The organism is Micromonospora sp. KC723 (genome assembly GCF_004348595.1).
In the GTDB taxonomy this organism is placed as follows: Bacteria; Actinomycetota; Actinomycetes; order Mycobacteriales; family Micromonosporaceae; genus Micromonospora.
Genome location: NZ_SMKD01000035.1, coordinates 16,010 through 36,668, shown reverse-complemented (window position 1 = coordinate 36,668; position 20,659 = coordinate 16,010). Strand labels below are relative to the sequence as shown.

Here is a 20,659-nt window from a genome sequence, read left to right as displayed (position 1 = left end):
GGGGGCCCGGCCGGGGTTGTCTCGCGGTAGGTCCCGGCCGGGTCCGTGAACCCTGAATCCGCGGAGGAGCACCCATGCAGGGCGCCGTTTCACCGGTCGCGCCACGGCAGGCCCGGAGCAGACCGACACTGCGCGATGTCGCGCTCCTCGCCGGAGTGAGCCCGAAGACCGCGTCCCGTGTGATCAACGGCGAGCCGGGGGTGTCCTCCGCCAAGGTGAGCGCGGTGGAGCGGGCCGTCGCCCAGCTCAACTACCGGCCCAACTTCACCGCCAGCAGCCTGCGCCGCGCCAGCGGGCGGACCGCGGCGATCGGGGCCGTGCTGGAGGACGTCGGCAACCCGTTCTCCGCCGCGTTGCTCAGGTCGCTGGAGGACGCGGCTCGGGACCGCGACGTGCTGATCTTCGCAGGCAGCGTGGACGAGGACCCGGAACGGGAACGGGCGCTGCTGCGCGCGTTCACGATCCGGCAGGCGGACGCGCTCGTGGTCGCGTCCGCGAGCGACCGCCACGGCCACCTCAGCGACGAGGTCAACGCCGGCACCCCGGTCGTGTTCGTCGACCGGCCGCCGGTCGGGCTGCACGTCGACGCCGTCCTGGCCGACAACGCCGAGGGCGCCGCGGCGGCCGTGCACCACCTCGTCGCACACGGGCACCGCGACATCGCCTACCTCGGCGACCTACGGACGATCGCCACCGCCCGGCTACGGTTCCAGGGCTTCAAGGAGGCGCTCAGCGACCACGGCATCCGGCCCTCCAGCGTCGTGCACGACCTGCACACGGTGGCCGAGACGCAGCGCGCCGTGGAGGGGCTGCTGACCGGTGCCGCGCCCCCCACCGCCCTGTTCGCCTCCCAGAACCTGGTCACCATCGGCGTCCTGCGGGCGCTGCAGCGACTCGGCCGGCACCGCGACGTCGCACTCGTCGGGTTCGACGACTTCCCCCTGGCGGACCTCCTCGAACCGGCGGTGACCGTGATCGCCCAGGACCCGTCGGCCATGGGCCGCGTCGCGGCGTCCCTGCTCTTCCGCCGGCTCGACGGCGAGGTCTGGGAGCCCACCACCCACGTGGTGCCGACCCGGCTGATCGCGCGCGGGTCCGGCGAGATCCGCGGACCCTGGACCGCCTGAACCGTCCGGCCGGATTGCCGCCGCCGGCGAGTGCCCGACCCGATCCGGCACGACGGAAGAACACCGGCGCCGCTGGCGCGTGGGAAGGTGAGTGCGCTCCAGAGGCGGCGACCGATGTCCGAACCGGTCAACGGGCCCTGCCTCGGGTGCCGCAGCCGTGTGGGGGCGGTGATGCGTTCCCACCACCTTCACCTCAGCGGTGTCACATCAGGAGAGACAATGGTCCGTACCGCGCTCCGCCGCGGCCTGCCCGCCATCGTCGCGGCCGCAGCTGTCGTCCTGTCGCTCGGCGGCACCCCCGCCGAGGTACGGGCCAAGGTGCGGCAGACCGTCACCGCGGCGGCGCGGCAGAACACCGTCCCCGTGCTGGTCGCGTACAACATTCCCTTCCGGGACTGCGCCCAGTACGCCTCGGGCGGCGCGCTGAACACCGCCGAGTACCTGGCGTGGATCGACGCGTTCGCCGCAGGCATCGGCGACCGGCGCGCGGTGGTCCTGCTGGAGCCGGACGGCCTGGGCATCATCCCGTTCCACACCGATCTCTGGGGCGAGACGGAGTGGTGTCGGCCCGCCGACGCCGCCGGGAACCCACAGCCGGGCGCGTCCTCCGCGCAGCGGTTCGCCGCACTCAACGGCGCGGTGGACCGGCTGACCCGCCGGCCCGGCGTCAGCCTCTACCTCGATGGCACGCACAGTGACTGGCTCGGGGTCGACGAGACCGCGTACCGCCTGGTCAAGGCGGGGGTCCAGCGGGCGCGCGGGTTCTTCCTCAACGTGTCCAACTTCCAGCTCACCGAACGGGAGCTGAAGTACGGCACGTGGATCTCCCAGTGCATCGCGTACGCGAACAACCCGGACGACGGCGGCCGGCGGCTGGGCCGGTACGACCTGTGCGGCAGCCAGTACAGCCCCGCGGACCACACCGACTTCAGCACCTGGGTGCGCACCGACCAGTGGTACGCGGAGAACCTCGGCCGGGCGGTGCCGACGACGAGGTTCGTCATCGACACCAGCCGCAACGGCCACGGTCCCAACTGGATGAGCGGGTACGCCGACGCGCCTTTCCACCAGCCGCCCGCCGTGGTCAACGCCCTGGCCGAGGGGAACTGGTGCAACCCACCCGGCCGGGGTCTCGGCCTGCGCCCGACCGCGCACACCGGGGTCGCGCTGCTGGACGCGTACCTGTGGGTGAAGGTCCCCGGTGAGTCCGACGGTGCCTGCGACACCGTCGGCGGCGCCCGGGCCTGGGACTTCAGCCGCTACAACCCCTGGCAGGTGCCGCCGGGGGAGCAGCCCACCTTCGACCCGCTGTGGGGCGCAGTGGACCCGCCCTCCGGGCAGTGGTTCCGCGCCCCCGCCCTGGAACTGGCGCAGCGGGCCAACCCGCCCCTGTTCCGCTGACCGCCGGAAGCGCCCGTCCCGTCGTGCCGCGACGAGGGCGGGCGCCTCCGTGTCGTCCACCGAAAAAAGTCTGGCCCGGGTGTCCATCTCGGCCGGTTCCGTTCGTCGTACGGGTGGGAACGAGTTCGACCGCGATCGGAGGGTGGCCATGGACGGCGGCACCCGCGGCGCGGCTGAGCCAGGTTCCCGCGCCGGCGGTCGCGGCCGGTCACCGGCCACGAACGACCCGCTGGTGGCACCATCACGTTGGGAGGGGTCACGATGCGGTACATGATGTTGATCTGTGAGGACGAGTCCGTCGCCTTCACCGAGGAGGAGGACCGGGCCACGATGGCGGCGATCGACGCCTGGGTCCAGGAGATGAACGACCGGAACGTCCGGGTGCAGGGCAACCGCCTGCGGCCGGTCAGCGACGCGACCACGATCAAGGTACGCGACGGTGAGGTGCTGCTCGCCGACGGCCCGTTCGCCGAGGCCAAGGAACAGATCGCCGGGTTCGACATCATCGACTGCGCCAACCTCGACGAGGCGATCGAGGTGGCGGCCAAGCACCCGGTGGCGGCCTTCGGCACCATCGAGGTGCGGCCGCTGCTGGAGGCGTGACGGACAGACCCGGTGCGACGACACGGACCAGAGGCCCGGTGTGACGGCACAGAGCACCAGCGAAGCGGTCCGGGCGGCCGTACGCGACGCGTACCGCGAGGAGTGGGGACGCATCGTCGCGACCGTGATCCGCCTGACCGGGGACTGGGATCTGGCCGAGGAGTGCGCTCAGGACGCATTCGCACTGGCCCTCGAGAGCTGGCCGCGGGACGGTGTCCCCCGCCGTCCCGCGGCCTGGCTCACCACCACCGCCCGCAACCGCGCCGTGGACCGGTTGCGCCGCTCGGCGGTCGAGACGGCCAGACTCCAGGAGGTGGCGACGTTGTCCGACGACGGCGCGGACCCCGGCAACGCCGGGACCGGGGGGACTGCGTTCCCGCACCACAGCGGCATCGCCGACGACCGGCTACGGCTGATCTTCACCTGCTGCCACCCCGCGCTGGCACTGGAGGCCCGGGTCGCACTGACCCTACGCACCCTCGCCGGGCTCACCACCGCCGAGATCGCGCGGGCTTTCCTGGTCAGCGAGGCCACCATGGCCAAGCGCCTGGTCCGGGCCAAACGCAAGATCCGTCACGCGGGCATCCCGTACCGGGTGCCGCCCGCCCACCTGCTGCCCGAACGCGTCCACGGCGTGCTCGGTGTGCTGTACCTGATGTTCAACGAGGGTCACACGGCCAGCGCCGGACCTAACCTGGTCCGCCAGGGACTGTGCGACGAGGCGATCCGGCTGGCACGTACCCTCGCCCGGCTCATGCCGGACGAACCCGAGGTCCTCGGGGTGCTCGCGTTGATGCTGCTGCACCACGCCCGGCGTGGTGCGCGGCTGGACCACGCGGGTGATCTGGTCACGCTGGAGCGGCAGGACCGTTCCCGGTGGGACCGGGCCGCGATCAACGAAGGGTTGGCCGTGCTCGACGCGGCGATGCGGCTGGCCCGGCCCGGCCCGTACCAGCTTCAGGCGGCGATCGCCGCCTGCCACGCCTCCGCGCCCCGGGCCGAGAACACCGACTGGACCCGGATCGCCGCGCTCTACCAGCGGCTGGCCGGGCTGGTGCCCTCCCCGGTGGTGCAGGTCAACCGGGCGGTCGCGGTGGCGATGGCGCAGGGGCCGGCGGCGGGCCTGCGCCTGGTGGACGAACTGGTGGCCGACGCCGGCACGTACCGGCTGCTACCGGCCGTCCGGGCCGACCTGCTACGCCGCCTCGGTCGCCGCGGCGAGGCGGCGGCCAGCTACCGGGAGGCGCTGGCATTGCCCGCCACCGAGCCGGAACGCCGCTATCTCGCCCGGCGGCTGGCGGAACTGTCCGACGAGGCGACGACGACCTGAGCGGCACGCGCGGGCACAACGATGGACCAGGGACGCGCCGCCCCCAACCCACCGCGACGCCCGCCGCGCCGGTGTGATCGAGGCCGGGTCACTCCTGGAGGACGGACAGGATGTTGCCGGCCGGGTCACGGAACCAGGCGATCGGCGGACCCTCGCCGCGGTGGATGCCCTGGGCGTCGACGTAGTCGTACATCTCGAACCGCACGCCCCGGCCGCGCAGCTCCGCCACCGCGCGTTCGATGTCGTCCACCGGGAAGTTGAGCATCGTGTAGGTGGCCGGCTGGTGCTCGGGCTTGGGGTAGACGAGCACCTCGCGACCGCCGGCCAGCCGCAGGTGGAGCATGCCGTGTTCCTCGGACACGTCGAGCCCGAGCGTCTCGCCGTAGAACCGCTTCGCGGCCGGGATGTCGTCGACCGAGAAGCCGCTGAACGCGGGAGAGTCCGCCAATGTCGACCCTCCCGTGCGCCGGCCAGCCCGCTGGGCCGCCAGGTAGTCCGCGTTCAGCTGGATAATCTGGACGTAGTTGCCGTCCGGGTCGAGCAGCGTGCCGAACAACCCGTCCCGGCGCTCCTCCAGGGGGGCCAGCCAGGTCACGCCCATGTCGTCGAGGTGGGTGGCGAGGGAGCGCGCGTCGTCGACCTCGAAGTTGAGGATCACCCGACCCGGCTCGGCGTTCTTGCCGGCGACGTCGTCACGGCCGTCCACCAGCACCTCGACACCGCCGAAGTGGAGAAACCCCGACGGCGTCACCGTCGGGGAGAACGCGGCGACGTACCAGGCGCGTAGCCGGTCCGGGTCAGGGGTGCCGAGCAGGATGCTGCCGAGCCGGGGCGGTGCCATTCGGTCCTCCTCGTGAGGGTTCTCAGCGATCTGACGTTCCGTCTATAGCACGGATGCGGGGCGTCGTCGTCGCGCCACGCATCACAGGTCGTCGCGGCCGTTCAGTGCGGCGCCGGCTCGCCGGTCTGCCGGGCGAGCGCCTCGGTGAGGCGTACCGACCGGCCGATGCGGACTGCCTCCGCCAGGAGGTCGTCGCCCCAGCGGGACCAGAGCCCGGCCAGCCGCGAGGTGAGGAGCACGGTGTCCACCGCGCCGTCGTCCAGCGGCGTACGCAGGCCGATCGCGTGGTGCCCCGGGTACGAGCCGGCGGCGGTCGCCTCAGCCAGCAGGTCGGCGTCGAAGTCCAGCAGCACCGCGGGGGACAGGCCCGCCGGTACACGGCCACCCGCGCCGACCACGGCCGTGCGCCCCGCTCCGTCCAGGCGGGGCAGTTCCCGTGCCAGCTCCGCGGTCACGTCGACGGCGCGCGCGCGGTCCGCCCAGGCGAGCAGGAACTGGTAGTTCTCCTCCAGATCCAGCGGGCCGCCGTGCTGCATCAGCTTCCAGACGATCTCGACGGGTGGCTCCGGGTGCTTCGCCAACAGCCGGCGCAGGTTGACCATGCAGTCCGCCATGATCGCGTCCACGTCCCGCTCGTGCGGGGCGTGCACCGCCCACGCCTGCCTGGTCAGGCGGAAGCCGACGCCGGCCTTGAACATGCGGTAGCCGAACTCCAGGTCCTCCAGGCCCCAGCCGCGGAAGTCCTCGTCGAAGCCGCCCGCCTGCCAGAAGTCGTCGGCCCGTAGCGAGCAGTTCAACGTCCAGAACAGCACCCACGGCGCGGCCAGCCGCCGCAGGTCGAAGTCGCAGGCGGCGAACTCCCGGTGCCGCGTGTCGGCGAAGTCCGCCTCGTCGCGGAACCGCGCGACGACCTGCTCGGGCGGCCACTCGGCGATCGCTCCCGACAGGCCGGGCATCACGCCGTCGATGTCGTAGCCGTAGGCGTAGCCCACCACCGCCGTGTGCTCTCGCCCCGCGTGTTCGGCGAGGTGCCGGTCCAGGTAGTCGGGGCCGACGAGCACACCGGTGTCCAGGAACACCAGGATCGGCGCCGTGGCCAGCCGGGCGCCGGCGTTGCGCGCGGCGCCGGCACGGAAACCCTCGTCTGGTTGGAAGTGGTAACGGACGCGCAGCGTCCCCGCCGCCTCGTCCACCACGGCGCGGGTGTCGTCCGACGAACCGTCGTCGGCGACGACGACCTCGAACATCTCCGCCGGCATCCGCTGCCGCGCCAGGTTGCCCAGCGTCTGCCGCAACAACTGGCTGCGGTTGTAGGTCGGGATGATGACCGACAGTTGCGGGCCGCGCCGCGTTGAGGTCGACATGGACACCCTTCGAGGTTGGGTCACCGGAGACCATTGTGTCGACCGGGACGGGCCGCCACATCTCCCAGATTGCTGACCTGGGCGTGCCGACCGGGGCGGCGGTGACGACCGCACTCCGGGAGATGCCCGCTGCGTGACCGCTCTGTAACGCTGCGATCCACCCGGTCCGGGCATGGGCCGGCCGCGCGGCGGCACGACGAGGAGCGCACGTGGAACTCGGCTCATCAAGGGTTTCGTCCGACGGCCGGCCCGTGCCGCGTCCGGGTGGGGTGCTGGCGCTGCTGTGCGCCGCGAACCTGCTGGCCATCTTCGACATGGAGATCGTCGGGGTGGCCCTGCCGTCCATCCAGCGCGACTTCGGTCTCGCCGCCACCGAGACGCAGTGGATCGTCAGCGCGAACCTGCTCGCCTGGGGCGGGCTGCTGCTGCTCGGCGGCCGTGCCGCCGACTACTTCGGCCGCCGCCGGATCTTCATGCTGGGCCTGGGTCTCTTCCTCGCCACCTCGCTGCTGGCCGGGCTGGCCTGGAACGGTGGGGTGCTGGTGGCGATGCGGGCGCTGCACGGCGTCTCGGCGGCCCTGATGTACCCCACGGCCCTGTCGATCCTGATGAACACGTTTTCTGAGGGGCGGCCACGCAACCGGGCACTGGCCTTCTGGGCGGGCATGGGTGGCACCGGGTCCACCCTCGGGCTGCTGCTGGGGGGCGCGGTCATCGACCGGTTCGGCTGGCACTGGGGCTTCCTGCTCCAGGTGCCGATCACCGCGCTGATGCTGGTGATGTGCCTGGTCCTGCTGCCGGACGACCGGGTCACCGGCCGGCCGCGCACGATGGACGTCACCGGCGCGCTGTCCGTCACCGCCGGCCTCGGCCTCGTCGTGTACGCCGTCGCCGAGGCGCCCGCCGCCGGCTGGACCAGCACCCGCACGCTCGGCACGGCCGCGCTCGCGGCGGCGGCGCTGGCGCTGTTCGCCCTCGTCGAGTCGCGCTCGCCCACCCCCCTGGTGCCGCCGCGCATCCTGCGCTCCCGGCTGCGCGTCGGCGGGAACCTGGTGGTCTTCGTGGTCACCATGATCGCCTTCTCGATGACCTACCTGTACGCCCTGTACGCGCAGCAGGTCCTCGGCTACTCACCGCTGGAGTACGCGTTGAGCGGCACCGTGTTCCCGGTCACGGTCATCGTGGCCGCGTACCTGGGCCAGCTCGTGCTGCACCGGGTCGGCTTCCGTCCGGTGGCCGTCACCGGATCGTTGCTGTTCGGCGCCGGTTCGCTGTGGTTCACCCGGGTGGCGGTGGACTCCAGCTACTTCGGGCTGAGCTTCTTCGCCCTCCTGCTGCTCGGCGCGGGCCTGGGCGCCGGCACCCTGGCGGCCTCGGCCGCCGCCCTGACCGACGTCGACGAACGGGAGGCCGGCCTGGCCTCCGGGGTCAACACCGCCACGGTCATGGTCGGTGGCGGTCTCGGCGTGGCGCTGGTGGCCACGATCGCGGCGTCCGGCACCGGCGAGGTCACCACGGCCCTGACGTTGACCGAGGGATTCCGCGCCGGGTTCACCGCCGGTGTGGTGCTCTCCGTGGTCTGCCTGGTGCTGTCCCTGGTCCTGCTCGGCCCCCGCCGCCGTCCCGGTGCCGGGACGGCGGCCGAGCAGGACCAGGGTGGGCCGCTGCGTCTGGTCGTCCCCGAGCCCCGATCCGGCGACGCCGACCAGCCGTCGCTCAAGACAACCGAAAGGTGACCCATGCCGCGCCCGATCGACCTGGTCGTCCCCAACAACGGCGAGTTCAACGTCCGCAACCAGGCCGTGGACCTCGGCCCACGCGGCACCCGTGACTACCTCGACTTCGGTGCCTACCTGGCCGACCAGGCCGTCTTCTGGAGCACCGCGGAGCGGGTGCTCCTCCTCCCGCACGGGTACGACCCGCTGTGGTTCGCCGACGTGCACGACGCGCTCGGGCTGGCGCCGCCGCCGGTGGTGTCGCCGCAGACGGGTAGCGGACGCCTGCTGGCCGACCTGATGCACGACCCGTCCGCACTGGCCGTCCTGCGGAAGCTGCTCGACGGCCGCCCGGTGCGGCTGCTGTCCTGGGGCGCGACCCCGGAGCTGTTCCTGCTGGTGGACACCATCCGCAGCTGGGGGCAGTCGGTGGACGTCGACGGCGTGACCCGGGAGAACCAGTGGGCCAGCCGCTACCTCGACTCGAAGCTGAGCTGCCTGGACCTGGCCCGCGACCTGAAGATCCCGATGGCCCGCTCGATCACCGTGGTCGACCGCGACGAGTTGCGCGGCGCCCTGGCCGCGCTCCTGCGCCGGCACCCCCGGGTCATCGTCAAGAGTCCCTACGGGGTCGGTGGGCAGGGCTCGGCCGTGGTGGACGCCGACACCGACAGCCTGGCCCGCTTCTGGGACCGCATGCACGACGACCCGTACTTCCGCGCCTATCCACTGGTCGTCCAGGAGTTCGTGGCCCACGCCCCCGGTGTCGGCTGCCCCGCGCTGGACTTCCGGGTCGTCGACGGCGGCGTGTCCGACCTCGTGCTCAGCGCGGTCACCACCGTGGAGGGGCACCTGTTCCAGAGCGTCAACGTCGGGGTGGGCTCGCTGCCGGCCGAGGTGGCCGAGCGCATCGTCCCCCTCGGCCGGCGCATCGGTGAGGCGGCCGGCGCCCTGGGTTTCCGGGGCTGGCTCTGTGTGGACCTGATCGCCGGCGCGGACGGCGACATCTACCTGACCGAGATCAACGCTCGTCGCAGCGGCGCCATGCCCGCGATCGGCCTGCTCACCGCGTGGCGGGCGGAGCGGGAGCTGACCCTGTCGTCGCACGACCTGAGCAGCGTGCGGGCAACGGGCCCGGTGTCGTACCGCGACCGGGTCCGGCCGGCCTTCCGGCGGGCCTGGGCGGCCGGGGTGCGCGTATATCCGACGGCGGTGCGGGGATTGTCTTTCCCGCAGCCGATGATGGCGCTGGTCGCGGCCGGATCCAGCGCGGCCGAGGCCGAGGCGGTCGTCTGTGACATCATGACCGAGATCAATGCCGCTGTGGACCCGGCCGTGGTTAACCCGACGGCCATGTCGACCCACTAAGGTGAATGGTTCCCGCAGCCCGATGTCCACAATAGTCACCGGAATTCTGATAGCCTCGCCCGGCTGCCGTGGAAATCGTTCGCGTGGATTCCCGTGTCCGGCAACGGTGCCGGGCGACCGTGCCGAGACGCGCGGGCGGGGTGGGCTCCGCCGGGCCGGGCGTCGGCCGAGATGCTGACCACCAGGAGACAAAATGGCCAACTCGCGGCGTTGTAGCGTGGTCATCCCGACCTACAACCGGGCTGACCTGCTCGCCTACACACTGGAGTCGTTGACCCGGCAGACCCTGCCGGCCGAGGAGTTCGAGGTCCTGATCGGCGACGACGGGTCCACCGACCACACCGCCTCGGTGGTCGACCGATACCGGGACCGCCTCGCCATCCAGCACCTCTTCCACGAGCACGACGGGTTCGGCGCGGCGCGGGCACGAAACGCCGGCATCCGGCGTGCCACCGGCGATATCTGCGTCATGCTCGATTCCGGCATCATGGCGCATTCCGGGTTCCTGGCCGCGCATCTGGCCAGCCACGAATCGGCGTCCGGGCCGGTCGCGGTCATCGGCTACGTCTACGGGTTCAACCTCAAATCCGACGGAGCGAACGGAATCGAACAGTCGATCGACCCGTGGGACGCCGACACCACAATCGGACGGTTCGCCGCCGAGCAGCGCCATCCCGACGTCCGCGACGAGTTCTACCTCCGGTACGACGACGACTTCGCCGACCTGCCGGCGCCGTGGGTCATGTACTGGACGTGCAACGTCTCGGCGCGTACCAGCCAGGTGCGCGAGGTGGGCATGTTCGACGAGAACTTCCGCACCTGGGGTGGCGAGGACATCGACCTGGCGTACCGGCTGCACTGCGACGGCGCCCGGTTCGTGCTCAGTCGCCAGGCCAGCGCCGTGCACTACCCCCACCCCAAGGACTTCTCCCAGGCCCTGACGGGCGCGCTGGTCAACTACCGTTACATGATCGACAAATACCGGTCACCGGTCATGCCGCTGCTGATGGCGATGCCGACGATCAACCCGTTCAACATCAACGACGTCATTCCCGTGCTCGACCTGCCGCCGGGGGCCACCCGGATGGACCGGAAGCAGGTCGTCTCATGACCTGGTGGAACACCGCGTTGGCCGAGCTCGCCAGCAGGTGGAGCATCGTCCGGATCCTGCCGCGCGCCGGCACCGGTTCGGTCGCCGGCCTGGCCGTGATCAACGTGCTGCTGGGCGCTCTGCCGGTGGTCTTCGTGGTGGCCACGAGCGCGGTCCTCGGCCGGGTGCCCGAGGCGGTCGGCGGCGGCTCCGGCTCGCCGGCCTGGCGGTCGATGCTCGCCCTGTTCGCGGTGGCCGCGGCGGCCTTCGTCGGCCAGCAGATCGTCGCGCCGTTCCAGGTCTCGCTCGGCGAGCTGGTGGCCCGCCGGATCGACGGGCAGATGTTCGACGAGCTGATGGCCGCCGCCCTGCGGTCGCGGGGCATCGCCCCGCTGGAGGACCAGCAGGCGTTGCAGGACCTGCGGGCGGCGGTCGACGAGGTGCAGTACGGCTTCCAGAGTCCCGGCCAGGCCTGCGCCGGCCTGCTCGCGCTCGGCGCCCGGTACGTGCAGCTGGTCGGCTACGCGGTGGTCATCGCGGTGGCGTTCGCCTGGTGGGCGGCCCTGGCCCTGGTCGTGGTGGTCCTGCTGTTCCGCTACGGCCAGCGCAACGGCATCCGCAGGTACTCCCGCCTGCGCTACGCCCTGGACGGCCCCGAACGCAAGATCGACTATCTGCGTGACCTCGGCATCCAGCCACCGGCCGGCAAGGAGATCCGGATCTTCGGGCTCGCCGGCTGGCTGGCCTCGACCCTGGAACAGGCGTACCGCGCCTGGCTGGCCCCGCTGTGGGTGGCCCGCCGACGGCTCTACCTGTGGCCCTTCCTCTGGTACGCGCTGGTCGGGCTGGCCCTCGCCGGCATGGTCTTCGCCTTCACCGGGATGGCCGCGGCCGACCAGCTCACCCTCACCGGGTTCGCCCTGGTCATGCAGGCCAGCCTCGGCGCGCTGCGGCTGTCGGAGTTCTATCCCGAGGCTGACAACCAGATCGCCGTGGGCATGACCGCGTACGAGGCCGTGCAGCGGTTCGCGGCGCGGGTCGACGCGTACCCGGCCGAGGTGCGCGACGGCGCGCCGGTCCACGACGGGGTGGTCACCGAGACCGCCGTACCGGATCCCGTCTCCACGATCCACTTCGACCGGGTGTCCTTCTCCTATCCCCGGCAGGACCGCCTGGTGTTCGACTCCATCGACCTGACGATCCCGGTGGGGCGGTGCACGGCCATCGTGGGCCTCAACGGGGCCGGCAAGACCACCCTGGTCAAGCTGCTCGCCCGGCTCTACGAGCCGACCAGCGGCGCGATCCGGGTCGACGGGGTCGACATCCGCACCTACCCGGTCGTCGGGTGGCGCCGCAAGCTCGGCGTCATCTTCCAGGACTTCGCGAAGTACGAGATCTCCGCGGCGGCGAACATCGGCTACGGCGCGATCGACGCCGCCGACGACCACGAGGGCATCGTCATGGCGGCCCGGTCGGCGGGCATCGCCGACGAGTTGGAGCGGCTGCCCCGCAGGCTGGACACGCCGCTGACCAAACAGGTCGCCGGCGGCACCGACCTGTCCGGCGGGCAGTGGCAGCGGGTCGCCCTGGCCCGGGCCCTGTTCGCCCTGCGCCACGGCTCACCCGTCGTGGTTCTCGACGAACCCACGGCGAGCCTCGACGTCCGCGCCGAGGCCCGGTTCTTCGACGAGTTCGCCGAGCTGACCCAGGGCGCCACCACGCTGCTGATCTCGCACCGCTTCTCCACCGTGCGGCAGGCCGACCACATCGTCGTGCTGGAAGACGGCCGGGTCGTCGAGCAGGGCAGTCACCACGAACTGATCACCCTCGACGGCCGGTACGCGCGCCTGTTCCGGTTGCAGGCGGACAGGTTCACCGACGTCGCGCAGCCCGAGGAGGTGGCCAGGTGATCAACGTGCTCGCCGGTTGCCGGCAGTTGCTGCGCACCGCCTGGCGGATGGACCGTGCCCGGACGATCGGCTCGGTCGTCCTCATGGTCTGCGGCGCCGTCGCCGCGCCCCTGCTCGCCGTCGGTCTCGGCGAGATGACCGACGCCGTGGTGGACGGGAGCTGGCGCGAGGCCGCGTGGAGCGGCGTCCTCGTTGCCGTCCTGGCGATCATCACGTTGACCTTCAGCCACTTCGCCCACGTGCTCTACTTCGAGCTGTCCGAGCTCGCCGAGATCGACTTCGACAAGAAGCTGATCGACCTCTCCAACGCGACGGTCGGCATCGCCCACCACGAGCGGGCGGAGCAGGCCGACTCGCTGACCGTCCTCCAGCACGAGAGCCGCCGGTTCCGCACCGGGCTGGAGGCCCTGCTCAACGGGATGGGCCTGGCACTGGCCATGATGGTCACCGCCGTGCTGCTGGCCCGGCTCCACCCGCTGCTCCTGCTGCTGCCGCTGGCGGCGATCCCCCCGCTGTACACCGGACGGCTGGCCGAGCGGCGTCTCGACGCGGCGAAGACCGCCACCGCCGAACCGCTCCGCCTGTCGCTCAACCTGTTCGGCCTGGCCACCTCCTCCCGGTACGCCGGCGAGGTGCGGGTCTTCCGGCTGGAGGACCAGCTACGCCGCCGGCGTGCCGAGCTGTGGACGAGCACCACCCGTGGTCTGCACCGGGCGCAGACCGCCGCGGCGGTCATCCGGGTGGCGGGCCAACTGGTGTTCGCCGCCGCGTACGTGGGCGGCGTCCTGCTGATCCTGCGCGACGCCGCCACCGGCCGGCACAGCGTCGGCGCCGTGGTACTCGCCGTCGCCCTCGCCGCCCAGGTCAACCAGCAGGTCACGATGGCGGTCGCGCTGATGCAGGACCTGCACCGGATGGCCAGCGCCTACCGCCGGATGGACCACATCAGGGCGGAGGTCACCGCGCCCGGCACGGCGTCCGCCGGCTCCCCGCCGCCGGAGCGGCTGCGCGAGGGCATCGCCTTCGAGGGGGTCGAGTTCGCCTACCCGGGCAGCGACACCGCCGCGTTGCGCGACGTCGACCTCACCCTGCCGGCCGGCTCCATCGTCGCGATCGTCGGGGAGAACGGGGCCGGCAAGACCACCCTGGTCAAGCTGCTCTGCGGGTTCTACCAGCCGACCCGGGGTCGGCTCGTCGTCGACGGCGTCGACCTGCGCGACCTGCCGATCGAGGCGTGGCGGCAGCGGATCGCCGCCGGGTTCCAGGACTTCGTCCGCTACGAGTTGCTCGCCCGGCAGGCGGTGGGCGTGGGTGACCTGGCCCGCATCGACGACGCCGTGGCCGTGCGGGCGGCGCTGGAACGCGCCCGCGCCGCCGACGTGCTCACCCACCTCCCCGACGACCTGGAGACCCAGCTCGGCAAGAGCTGGGCCGACGGCGCGGAGCTGTCCGGCGGCCAGTGGCAGAAGTTGGCGCTCGGCCGGGCGCTGATGCGCCAGACGCCACTGCTGCTGGTGCTGGACGAACCCACCTCGGCGTTGGACCCGGAGGCGGAGCACGCCCTGTTCGAGCGGTACGCCGAACAGGCCCGCCGGGTCGGCGAGACGACCGGCGCGATCACCGTGCTGGTCTCCCACCGGTTCTCCACCGTCCGGATGGCCGACCAGATCATCGTGGTGCGGGACGGGCGGATCGCCGAGGTGGGCGACCACGCCCACCTGATCCGTGCCGGCGGTCAGTACGCCGAGCTGTACGCGCTCCAGGCCAGGGCGTACCAGTAACGCCTGCGGGGCCGGCCCGGTTGAGCCGGGCCGGCCCCGCAGGCGCAGCCGGGTTACCGGGCGTCCGTGCCGTGCCGCACCTGGTGCGGGAGTTCGACCGGACTGCTCATCGCTGTGCCGACCCCTCGGGTTCCTCGCGCTGCCCGGCCGACCTGGCCCGGGTGGTGTCGGCGAGCGTGACCAGCCGGTGCCAGGACTCGTACCGGTAGGCGTCCATCCACCGGTGGAAGTCCGCGCCGAGCCGGGTGTAGTGCAGCCCGTGCGGCGTCTCCAGCCGCAGCACCGTCATCGTGCCCCGGTGCAGGCGCAGCTCCACCGTGCCGTCCAGCGGCCGGTCCAGCTCGGCCAGGCACCGGCTGAGTGTCTGTCCCAGGTGGGCGAACCAGCCGCCCTGCACCACCGTCGAGGTCCATTCCGTGGCCAGCTGCGCCCGCACGGCGTGCTCGCGGTCGTCGAACACGGCGTTGGCCAGGGCCCGGTGCGCGGCGGTGATGACGGCGGCGGCCGGTGACTCGCGTACCTCGTGGTTCTTGACGCCGAACGGGGTGTCCTCCAGCCCGGAGAAACGACCCACCCCGTGCGCTCCGGCCAGGGTGTTGAGCGTGGGAACCAGCTCGCGCAACGGCAGCGGACGCCCGTCGAGGCGTACCGGCAGGCCGGCGGCGAAGGTCAGGGCCAGCTCCGCCGGCTGCGTCGGGCAGCGCGCCGAGTCCCGGGTGAGGGAGAAGACCGACTCGTCCAGCCGGTTCTCCGGTGACTCCAGGCTGCCGTTCTCGATCACCCGGGCCCACGGGTTGACGTCGACGCTGTGCACGCTCTCCGGCAGGTCCACGCCCGCGCGGGCCAGCGCCTCCCGCTTCTGCTCCCGGGTGACGTTCGAACCCAGGAACGGCGCCACGACGTGCAGGTCCGGGTGGAGCACCGCCATCGACCGGCCCAGCCTGGCCGCGCTGTTCTGCATGTACGTCGCCGTGTGCCCGACCGCGTCGGCGCCGAGCTCCTCGGCCGCGCGCACCGCGTGCCGGGCCATCAGCGGCCGGGTCAGCGTGGAGCCGACCGGGAACTGCCCCTGGTACCAGGCGTCGGCGTGGATGGCCGCCGGCACCGCCTCGGCGAAGAACTCCTCCGTCGCGTCCACCTCGCGGTACGCCGCGCCGAACCGGGCGGCGAGCGCGCCGGCCCGCTCGGAGGTCGCCCCGTCGCCGACCCGGACACTCAGGGCGGTCGTGGTGACCGATGCCTCCCGCAGCAGATGCAGCAGGTAGGTGCCGTCCAGGCCGCCGGAGTACAGCAGCACGAGGTGCCGGGGTGGGCAGGCCACCAGTTCGTCGAGGGTGGTGATGAAACGCCGCATCGCCGGCCCTCACACCCGGGCGGTGACGGTGCCGCCGACGGTCTGTCCCGGCGGGTCCGGACGCGGCGGGCCGAGGATGCCGGCCAACGGGCGGCAGACCCGCGAGCCGGGGGGACGGGCGCCACGCGAGCGGCGCAGGTCCGCCACCGCGAAGCAGCGGCGCAGCCAGCGGTCGCCGCCGTCGTACCGGGGGGTGAACGGGGTGCGGCCGTGCACCGCGTGCCGGTTGTCCACCACGAGCAGGGTGCCCGTATCCAGCGCCACCGGCGTCAGCGCCTCGGCCAGCACGGTCTCCAACTCCTCCAGCGCCCAGCGGGCCTCCCGGGTCAACGGCTCCATCGCGTGGAAGTCGGCGACGAGTTCCGGGTCCTCCGGCGGACCCGACAGCACCGCGACCGGCGCCGAGTATCCGACGGACCCCATCTGCGCGAACGAGCTGCTGAACCGGATGCGGAACAACGGCCGGCGCAGTTCCTCCAGGCACACCCGGGACAGCTTCGGCAGCAGTCCGGCGACGGCGCCGGTCAGCGTACGACCGACCCGGTCGTGGTCGGGGCGCAGGCACAACAGGCTGAGCATGTCGGGCTTGAACGGGTGGAAGCCGTTCTCCGTGTGCAGTTCGAGGTAGGCCGAGCCGCTGTTCTCCTGCCGCCGTTCCGCGCCGATGATCGGCGCGATGTCCTGGACGATCCGGCCGCGCTTCTCGTCGGCGTAGCCGATGATCTCGCCCAGCTGCGACATCGCCAGGAGTTGGGCCGCCGTCGCGATCCGCGCCGTCCGCCAGTCGGGCAGGTAGCCGTCGCCGGGGGTGGGCGGCAGCGGGTCGTCCACCGGGACGTTGCGGACCACGAGCGCGCCGGCCGGGTGTCCGATGCGGCGGAACGCCGTCAGCGCCGCGACCAGCCGCTCGGGCAGCCGGCAGGCCGCCAGCGACACGATGTCCATCGCCGGTTCCGTGCCGAGGTCGATCTCGCCCAGGACATCGGCGACCTCGGCGCACACCGCGCGTACCCGGGTGGCTTCCTCGGTGGTCAGCGTGACCGTCGGCGGCGCCGCGTCTGCGTACTCGTTGCTGCTCATCGCCACTCATCTCTCCGGGGGCGTCAGGGCCGGTGAGTGCCACGATCCGCGCGCGCGGCGCGGGTCGGAATGCCACAACGAGCGCTTGGTGGACCTGCCCAGCCGGGCAGGTCACAGAGGGAGGCAGACGCCGCCGGGGCGCGACGGTTTCACTGACGTCGATGGCAGGACCGCCCTGGCCCGGCCCGGTTCGCCCTCGGCGTCCGCCGCCGGACGGCGCGTCGGAGTTCGCAGAAGAGGATGGACCCAGATGACCGCGATCGATGTCGCGCCGCTGAGCGCCGAGATGCTGGCCGACTACCACCGCAACGGATTCCTGCTCCTGCCCGCCGACTACCTGCCGGTGGGCGTGCTCGACCGGTTGAGGGCGGCGGCCCCGGGTGTGCTCGCCCAGGACGGGCCGCAGCGGGTGCTGGAGCGCGACGGCGTCACGGTGCGCTCGGTGTACGGCCCGCACCGCAGCGACCCGGTGGTGGCGGAGGTGAGCCGGTCCGCCTCGCTTGCCGGGGCGGCGGGGCAGCTGCTCGGCGACGAGGTGTACGTGCACCAGTCGAAGATCAACCTGAAGGCCGCGTTCGCCGGTGACCAGTGGGAGTGGCACCAGGACTACATCAACTGGCGGGACCGCGACGGCATACCCAGCCCCGATCTGGTCAACGTCACGGTCTTCCTCGACGAGGTGAACGACTTCAACGGGCCGCTGACGTTCATTCCCGGCTCGCACCGGCACGGCCTGCTCGACGGCAGCTACACCGACGACATGCCGGCCGGCTACGAGGACGCGCCCGGATGGATGGCGACCCTCACCGCCACGGAGAAGTTCCAGCTCGACCGGGCCGTCATCCGGCGGCTGGCGCGCGAGAGCGGGCTGTTCAGCGCGACGGGCCCGGCCGGGTCGGTGCTGATGTTCCACCCCAACCTGCTGCACGCCTCGTCGCCGAACATGTCCCCGTTCGACCGGGCGGTGCTGCTGCTGGTCTACAACGGCGTCCGCAACGCGCCCCGGCCGGTGGACGCCCCGCGCCCGAGCTTCCTCGCCGACCGCGACGTGACGCCCATCCCGCTGGGGTCCTGACCCGCGAGCGCCGACAGCCAGCCACGCAGAGGAGGAAGCATGTCCATCGTCAACGAGGTGCCGGCCCCGACCCGGTCCGCCGCCGACCTGGCCGAGCTCGACCGGCGGGTCCTGCTGCACCCGCACCAGAGCGGGGCCCGGCGGGACCGCAGCACCATCCTCCGCGGCTCCGGGTGCTCCGTGTGGGACGCCCACGGTGTCGAGCTGCTCGACGTGATGGGCGGCGGCAACTGGGTGGCGCAGGTGGGGCACGGCCGGGTCGAGCTGGCCGAGGCGGCGGCGCGGCAGATGAGCACCCTCGAGTACTTCACCGGGTTCGACATCTTCGCCAACGACCGGTCCCTGGCGCTGGCCGAGCGGCTCGTCGCGCTGGCCCCCGACGAGTTGGCGCGGGTGTTCTTCACCAACGGCGGCTCCGAGGGCGTGGAGACGGCCATCAAGTTCGCCCGGCTCTACCACCACCACCGTGGCGAGCCCGACCGCACGTGGATCGTCTCGCGGAACTTCGCCTACCACGGCTGCACCTACGGCAGCGGCACCGCCACCGGGTTCGACGGCATGCACCACGGCATCGGGCCGGAGCTGCCGCACGTGGTGCGGGTCGCCGCGCCGCACCCGTACCGCGCCGCCGACGACCGTGACCTCACCGACGTCCTGCTGGCGGAGCTGGCGGAGACCATCGAGCGGATCGGGGCCGGCAACATCGCCGCGATGATCGGTGAGCCGGTGATGGGCGGCGCGGGGATCCTGGTGCCACCGGCGGACTACTGGCCCCGGGTACGCGAGCTGTTGACCCGCCACGGCATCCTGCTGATCGCCGACGAGGTGGTGACCGGCTTCGGCCGCACCGGCGCCTGGTTCGACTCGGCCGTGCGCGGCATGCGCGCCGACATGGTCGTGTTGGCCAAGGGGCTGACCAGCGGGTACGCCCCGCTGGGCGCGGTGCTGGTGAGCGACGAGATCGCCGAGACGGTCGCCGGCGGCGACGCCTACCTGTTCCACGGCCACACCTACTCCGGCCACGCCACCGCGTGTGCGGTCGCGCTGGCCAACCTCGACCTGCTGGAGCAGGAGCAGCTCGTGAGCCGCTCGGCCACGGTGGGGGAGTGGTTCCGCGAAGCCCTGGCGCCGCTGGCCGACCTGCCCCGGGTCGGTGAGGTACGCGTCGCCGGGGCCACCGTCGGCGTCGAGCTGGTCGTCGACCGTGGCACCCGCGAGCCGCTGATGGCCGGCGCGGTGACCCGTGAGCTGCGCCAGGCGCACCGGGTGATCGCCCGCGACTACGGCAACACCCTGGTGATGGCGCCGCCGCTGGTGATCTCCCGGGAGCAGGTCGGGCGGGCGGCGGACGCGCTGGCCGAGGTGGTCTCGCGGCTGGGCGGCGACGGTGCGCTCACCGGGGGCCGGCGATGACGACGTCGACCACCGACACCGGCGTCAGGCCGTTCCGCATCGACATCCCCCAGGCGGCCCTCGACGACCTGCGGCGCCGGATCAGGGCGACCCGCTGGCCGGCGGAGCCCTACGGCGGCGGCTGGAGCCGCGGGGTGCCGGGAGCGTACCTGCGCGAGCTGGCCGACTACTGGGCCACCGGTTACGACTGGCGCGCGGCGGAGGCCGAACTGAACCGGTACCCCCAGTTCACCACCGACATCGACGGCGCGACCGTGCACTTCCTGCACGTCCGATCACCCGAGCCGGACGCGCTGCCGCTGCTGCTCCACCACGGCTGGCCCGGCTCGGTCGCCGAATTCCTCAGGATCATCGGTCCGCTCTCCGACCCGAGGGCACATGGCGGCGACCCGAGCGACGCCTTCCACCTGGTCGTCCCGTCGCTGCCCGGGTACGGCTTCTCCAGCCCGCTGCGCGAAACCGGCTGGGACACCACCCGGATGGCCCGTGCCTTCGCCGAACTGATGCGTCGGCTCGGCTACCACCGGTACGCCGCGCAGGGCGGTGACTTCGGCTCGGCCGTGGCGCTCGACCTCGGTGTGGTCGACCCCGACCACGTCGTCGGCGTGCACATCAACATGCTGATGACCGGGCCGGCCGACCCGGCGGAACTGGCTGAGCTGGACGAGCGGGACCAGGCGCGGATGGCGCGGGTGCAACGCTTCAACGACGAACTGGGCGGCTACCAGAAGGTCCAGATCACCCGGCCGCGGACGCTGGCCTACGGGCTGACCGACTCGCCGGTGGGCCAGCTCGCGTGGATCGTGGAGCGGTTCAAGGAGTGGACCGACTCGACCGACGCCCCCGAGGACGCCGTCGACCGCGACCAGATGCTGACCAACGTCAGCATCTACTGGTTCACCGCCACCGCCGGATCCTCCGCCCAGCTCTACCGCGAGGTGGCGGCGACGCTGCCGGTCAACGGGGTCGGCGCGAGACCCAAGGCCAACCTTGTGCCGCTGGGCGTCGCGGTGTTCGGCCGCGACGTCGTGCTGCCGGTGCGCCGCTTCGCCGACCGCGACTTCCCGCACATCCAGCACTGGAACGAGTACGAGCACGGTGGGCACTTCGCGGCCATGGAACAGCCCGAGGTGCTGGTGGCCGACGTGCGCGAGTGCTTCCGGCACCACCCGGCCCGCGCCGCCGGCACACCCGGACGGGAGTGAGC

At 72.4% G+C, this 20,659-nt stretch carries 16 protein-coding genes; 12 read left to right on the top strand and 4 right to left on the bottom strand.

From position 1 onward, the window contains the following. The first annotated feature begins 74 nt into the window (after positions 1-74). From E1165_RS10945 to E1165_RS10930, 4 genes are all read left to right on the top strand, one after another. Entirely contained in the window at positions 75-1,127 is a 1,053-nt protein-coding gene (locus tag E1165_RS10945) for a LacI family DNA-binding transcriptional regulator (RefSeq protein WP_132390387.1), read from the top strand. A gap of 219 nt (positions 1,128-1,346) precedes the next feature. Further along, positions 1,347-2,528 (top strand): glycoside hydrolase family 6 protein, encoded by a 1,182-nt coding sequence (locus E1165_RS10940; RefSeq protein ID WP_132390385.1) that lies wholly within the window; start codon positions 1,347-1,349, stop codon positions 2,526-2,528. Positions 2,529-2,789: 261 nt separating this feature from the next. After that, the gene (locus E1165_RS10935) at positions 2,790-3,131 is read left to right on the top strand and encodes a YciI family protein (RefSeq protein ID WP_132390383.1); all 342 of its coding nucleotides are present in this window, start codon (positions 2,790-2,792) and stop codon (positions 3,129-3,131) included. A gap of 40 nt (positions 3,132-3,171) precedes the next feature. Beyond that, positions 3,172-4,461 carry an RNA polymerase sigma factor gene (locus tag E1165_RS10930; RefSeq protein WP_132390381.1) on the top strand — a complete coding sequence of 430 codons (1,290 nt, stop codon included), beginning with the start codon at positions 3,172-3,174 and terminating at the stop codon, positions 4,459-4,461. Between the two features lie 88 nt (positions 4,462-4,549). Here the strand turns inward: E1165_RS10930 and E1165_RS10925 are convergent, their stop codons facing one another. Both E1165_RS10925 and E1165_RS10920 read right to left on the bottom strand, forming a co-directional pair. After that, entirely contained in the window at positions 4,550-5,302 is a 753-nt protein-coding gene (locus tag E1165_RS10925; RefSeq protein WP_132390379.1) for a VOC family protein, read from the bottom strand. A gap of 101 nt (positions 5,303-5,403) precedes the next feature. Next, entirely contained in the window at positions 5,404-6,666 is a 1,263-nt protein-coding gene (locus E1165_RS10920; protein ID WP_132390377.1) for a glycosyltransferase, read from the bottom strand. A gap of 251 nt (positions 6,667-6,917) precedes the next feature. On the opposite strand from E1165_RS10920, the gene E1165_RS10915 reads away from it, so the two are divergent. From E1165_RS10915 to E1165_RS10895, 5 genes are all read left to right on the top strand, one after another. Continuing rightward, the gene (locus E1165_RS10915; protein ID WP_243704708.1) at positions 6,918-8,402 is read left to right on the top strand and encodes an MFS transporter; all 1,485 of its coding nucleotides are present in this window, start codon (positions 6,918-6,920) and stop codon (positions 8,400-8,402) included. Positions 8,403-8,405: 3 nt separating this feature from the next. After that, the gene (locus E1165_RS10910) at positions 8,406-9,749 is read left to right on the top strand and encodes a hypothetical protein (protein ID WP_132390375.1); all 1,344 of its coding nucleotides are present in this window, start codon (positions 8,406-8,408) and stop codon (positions 9,747-9,749) included. Positions 9,750-9,942: 193 nt separating this feature from the next. Then, positions 9,943-10,860: a glycosyltransferase gene (locus E1165_RS10905; RefSeq protein WP_132390373.1), complete on the top strand. Its 918-nt coding sequence runs from the start codon at positions 9,943-9,945 to the stop codon at positions 10,858-10,860. Next, complete coding sequence (locus E1165_RS10900) at positions 10,857-12,749, top strand: ABC transporter ATP-binding protein (RefSeq protein WP_132390371.1); 1,893 nt, start codon at positions 10,857-10,859, stop codon at positions 12,747-12,749. The genes E1165_RS10905 and E1165_RS10900 overlap by 4 nt, the downstream gene beginning before the upstream one ends. Beyond that, positions 12,746-14,530, top strand: a complete 1,785-nt coding sequence (locus E1165_RS10895; RefSeq protein ID WP_132390369.1) for an ABC transporter ATP-binding protein — start codon at positions 12,746-12,748, stop codon at positions 14,528-14,530. The genes E1165_RS10900 and E1165_RS10895 overlap by 4 nt, the downstream gene beginning before the upstream one ends. A 106-nt stretch (positions 14,531-14,636) precedes the next feature. Here the strand turns inward: E1165_RS10895 and E1165_RS10890 are convergent, their stop codons facing one another. Together E1165_RS10890 and E1165_RS10885 are read right to left on the bottom strand one after the other, a co-directional pair. Next, complete coding sequence (locus E1165_RS10890) at positions 14,637-15,884, bottom strand: argininosuccinate synthase domain-containing protein (RefSeq protein WP_132390367.1); 1,248 nt, start codon at positions 15,882-15,884, stop codon at positions 14,637-14,639. A 9-nt stretch (positions 15,885-15,893) separates the two neighbouring features. Further along, a complete protein-coding gene (locus tag E1165_RS10885; RefSeq protein ID WP_132390365.1) occupies positions 15,894-16,964 on the bottom strand; it encodes a TauD/TfdA family dioxygenase in 1,071 nt (356 codons plus the stop codon). A 250-nt stretch (positions 16,965-17,214) separates the two neighbouring features. Between E1165_RS10885 and E1165_RS28900 the strand changes: the two genes are divergently transcribed. Genes E1165_RS28900 through E1165_RS10870 form a run of 3 tightly spaced genes read left to right on the top strand, consistent with a single transcriptional unit; the run spans position 17,215 to position 20,657 of the window. Continuing rightward, entirely contained in the window at positions 17,215-18,039 is an 825-nt protein-coding gene (locus E1165_RS28900; RefSeq protein WP_165945188.1) for a phytanoyl-CoA dioxygenase family protein, read from the top strand. 39 nt (positions 18,040-18,078) lie between these two features. Then, positions 18,079-19,452, top strand: a complete 1,374-nt coding sequence (locus E1165_RS10875) for an aspartate aminotransferase family protein (RefSeq protein WP_132390361.1) — start codon at positions 18,079-18,081, stop codon at positions 19,450-19,452. Next, entirely contained in the window at positions 19,449-20,657 is a 1,209-nt protein-coding gene (locus tag E1165_RS10870) for an epoxide hydrolase family protein (RefSeq protein ID WP_132390359.1), read from the top strand. The genes E1165_RS10875 and E1165_RS10870 overlap by 4 nt, the downstream gene beginning before the upstream one ends. The last annotated feature ends 2 nt before the right edge of the window (positions 20,658-20,659 follow it).

Bases quoted from the DNA above. Each gene is read 5' to 3' on its own strand.
- E1165_RS10945 (WP_132390387.1), top strand. From the start codon at position 75: ATGCAGGGCGCCGTTTCACCGGTCGCGCCACGGCAGGCCCGGAGCAGA.
- E1165_RS10940 (WP_132390385.1), top strand. From the start codon at position 1,347: ATGGTCCGTACCGCGCTCCGCCGCGGCCTGCCCGCCATCGTCGCGGCC.
- E1165_RS10935 (WP_132390383.1), top strand. From the start codon at position 2,790: ATGCGGTACATGATGTTGATCTGTGAGGACGAGTCCGTCGCCTTCACC.
- E1165_RS10925 (WP_132390379.1), bottom strand. From the start codon at position 5,302: ATGGCACCGCCCCGGCTCGGCAGCATCCTGCTCGGCACCCCTGACCCG.
- E1165_RS10920 (WP_132390377.1), bottom strand. From the start codon at position 6,666: ATGTCGACCTCAACGCGGCGCGGCCCGCAACTGTCGGTCATCATCCCG.
- E1165_RS10910 (WP_132390375.1), top strand. From the start codon at position 8,406: ATGCCGCGCCCGATCGACCTGGTCGTCCCCAACAACGGCGAGTTCAAC.
- E1165_RS10905 (WP_132390373.1), top strand. From the start codon at position 9,943: ATGGCCAACTCGCGGCGTTGTAGCGTGGTCATCCCGACCTACAACCGG.
- E1165_RS10900 (WP_132390371.1), top strand. From the start codon at position 10,857: ATGACCTGGTGGAACACCGCGTTGGCCGAGCTCGCCAGCAGGTGGAGC.
- E1165_RS10890 (WP_132390367.1), bottom strand. From the start codon at position 15,884: ATGCGGCGTTTCATCACCACCCTCGACGAACTGGTGGCCTGCCCACCC.
- E1165_RS10885 (WP_132390365.1), bottom strand. From the start codon at position 16,964: ATGAGCAGCAACGAGTACGCAGACGCGGCGCCGCCGACGGTCACGCTG.
- E1165_RS28900 (WP_165945188.1), top strand. From the start codon at position 17,215: ATGACCGCGATCGATGTCGCGCCGCTGAGCGCCGAGATGCTGGCCGAC.
- E1165_RS10875 (WP_132390361.1), top strand. From the start codon at position 18,079: ATGTCCATCGTCAACGAGGTGCCGGCCCCGACCCGGTCCGCCGCCGAC.
- E1165_RS10870 (WP_132390359.1), top strand. From the start codon at position 19,449: ATGACGACGTCGACCACCGACACCGGCGTCAGGCCGTTCCGCATCGAC.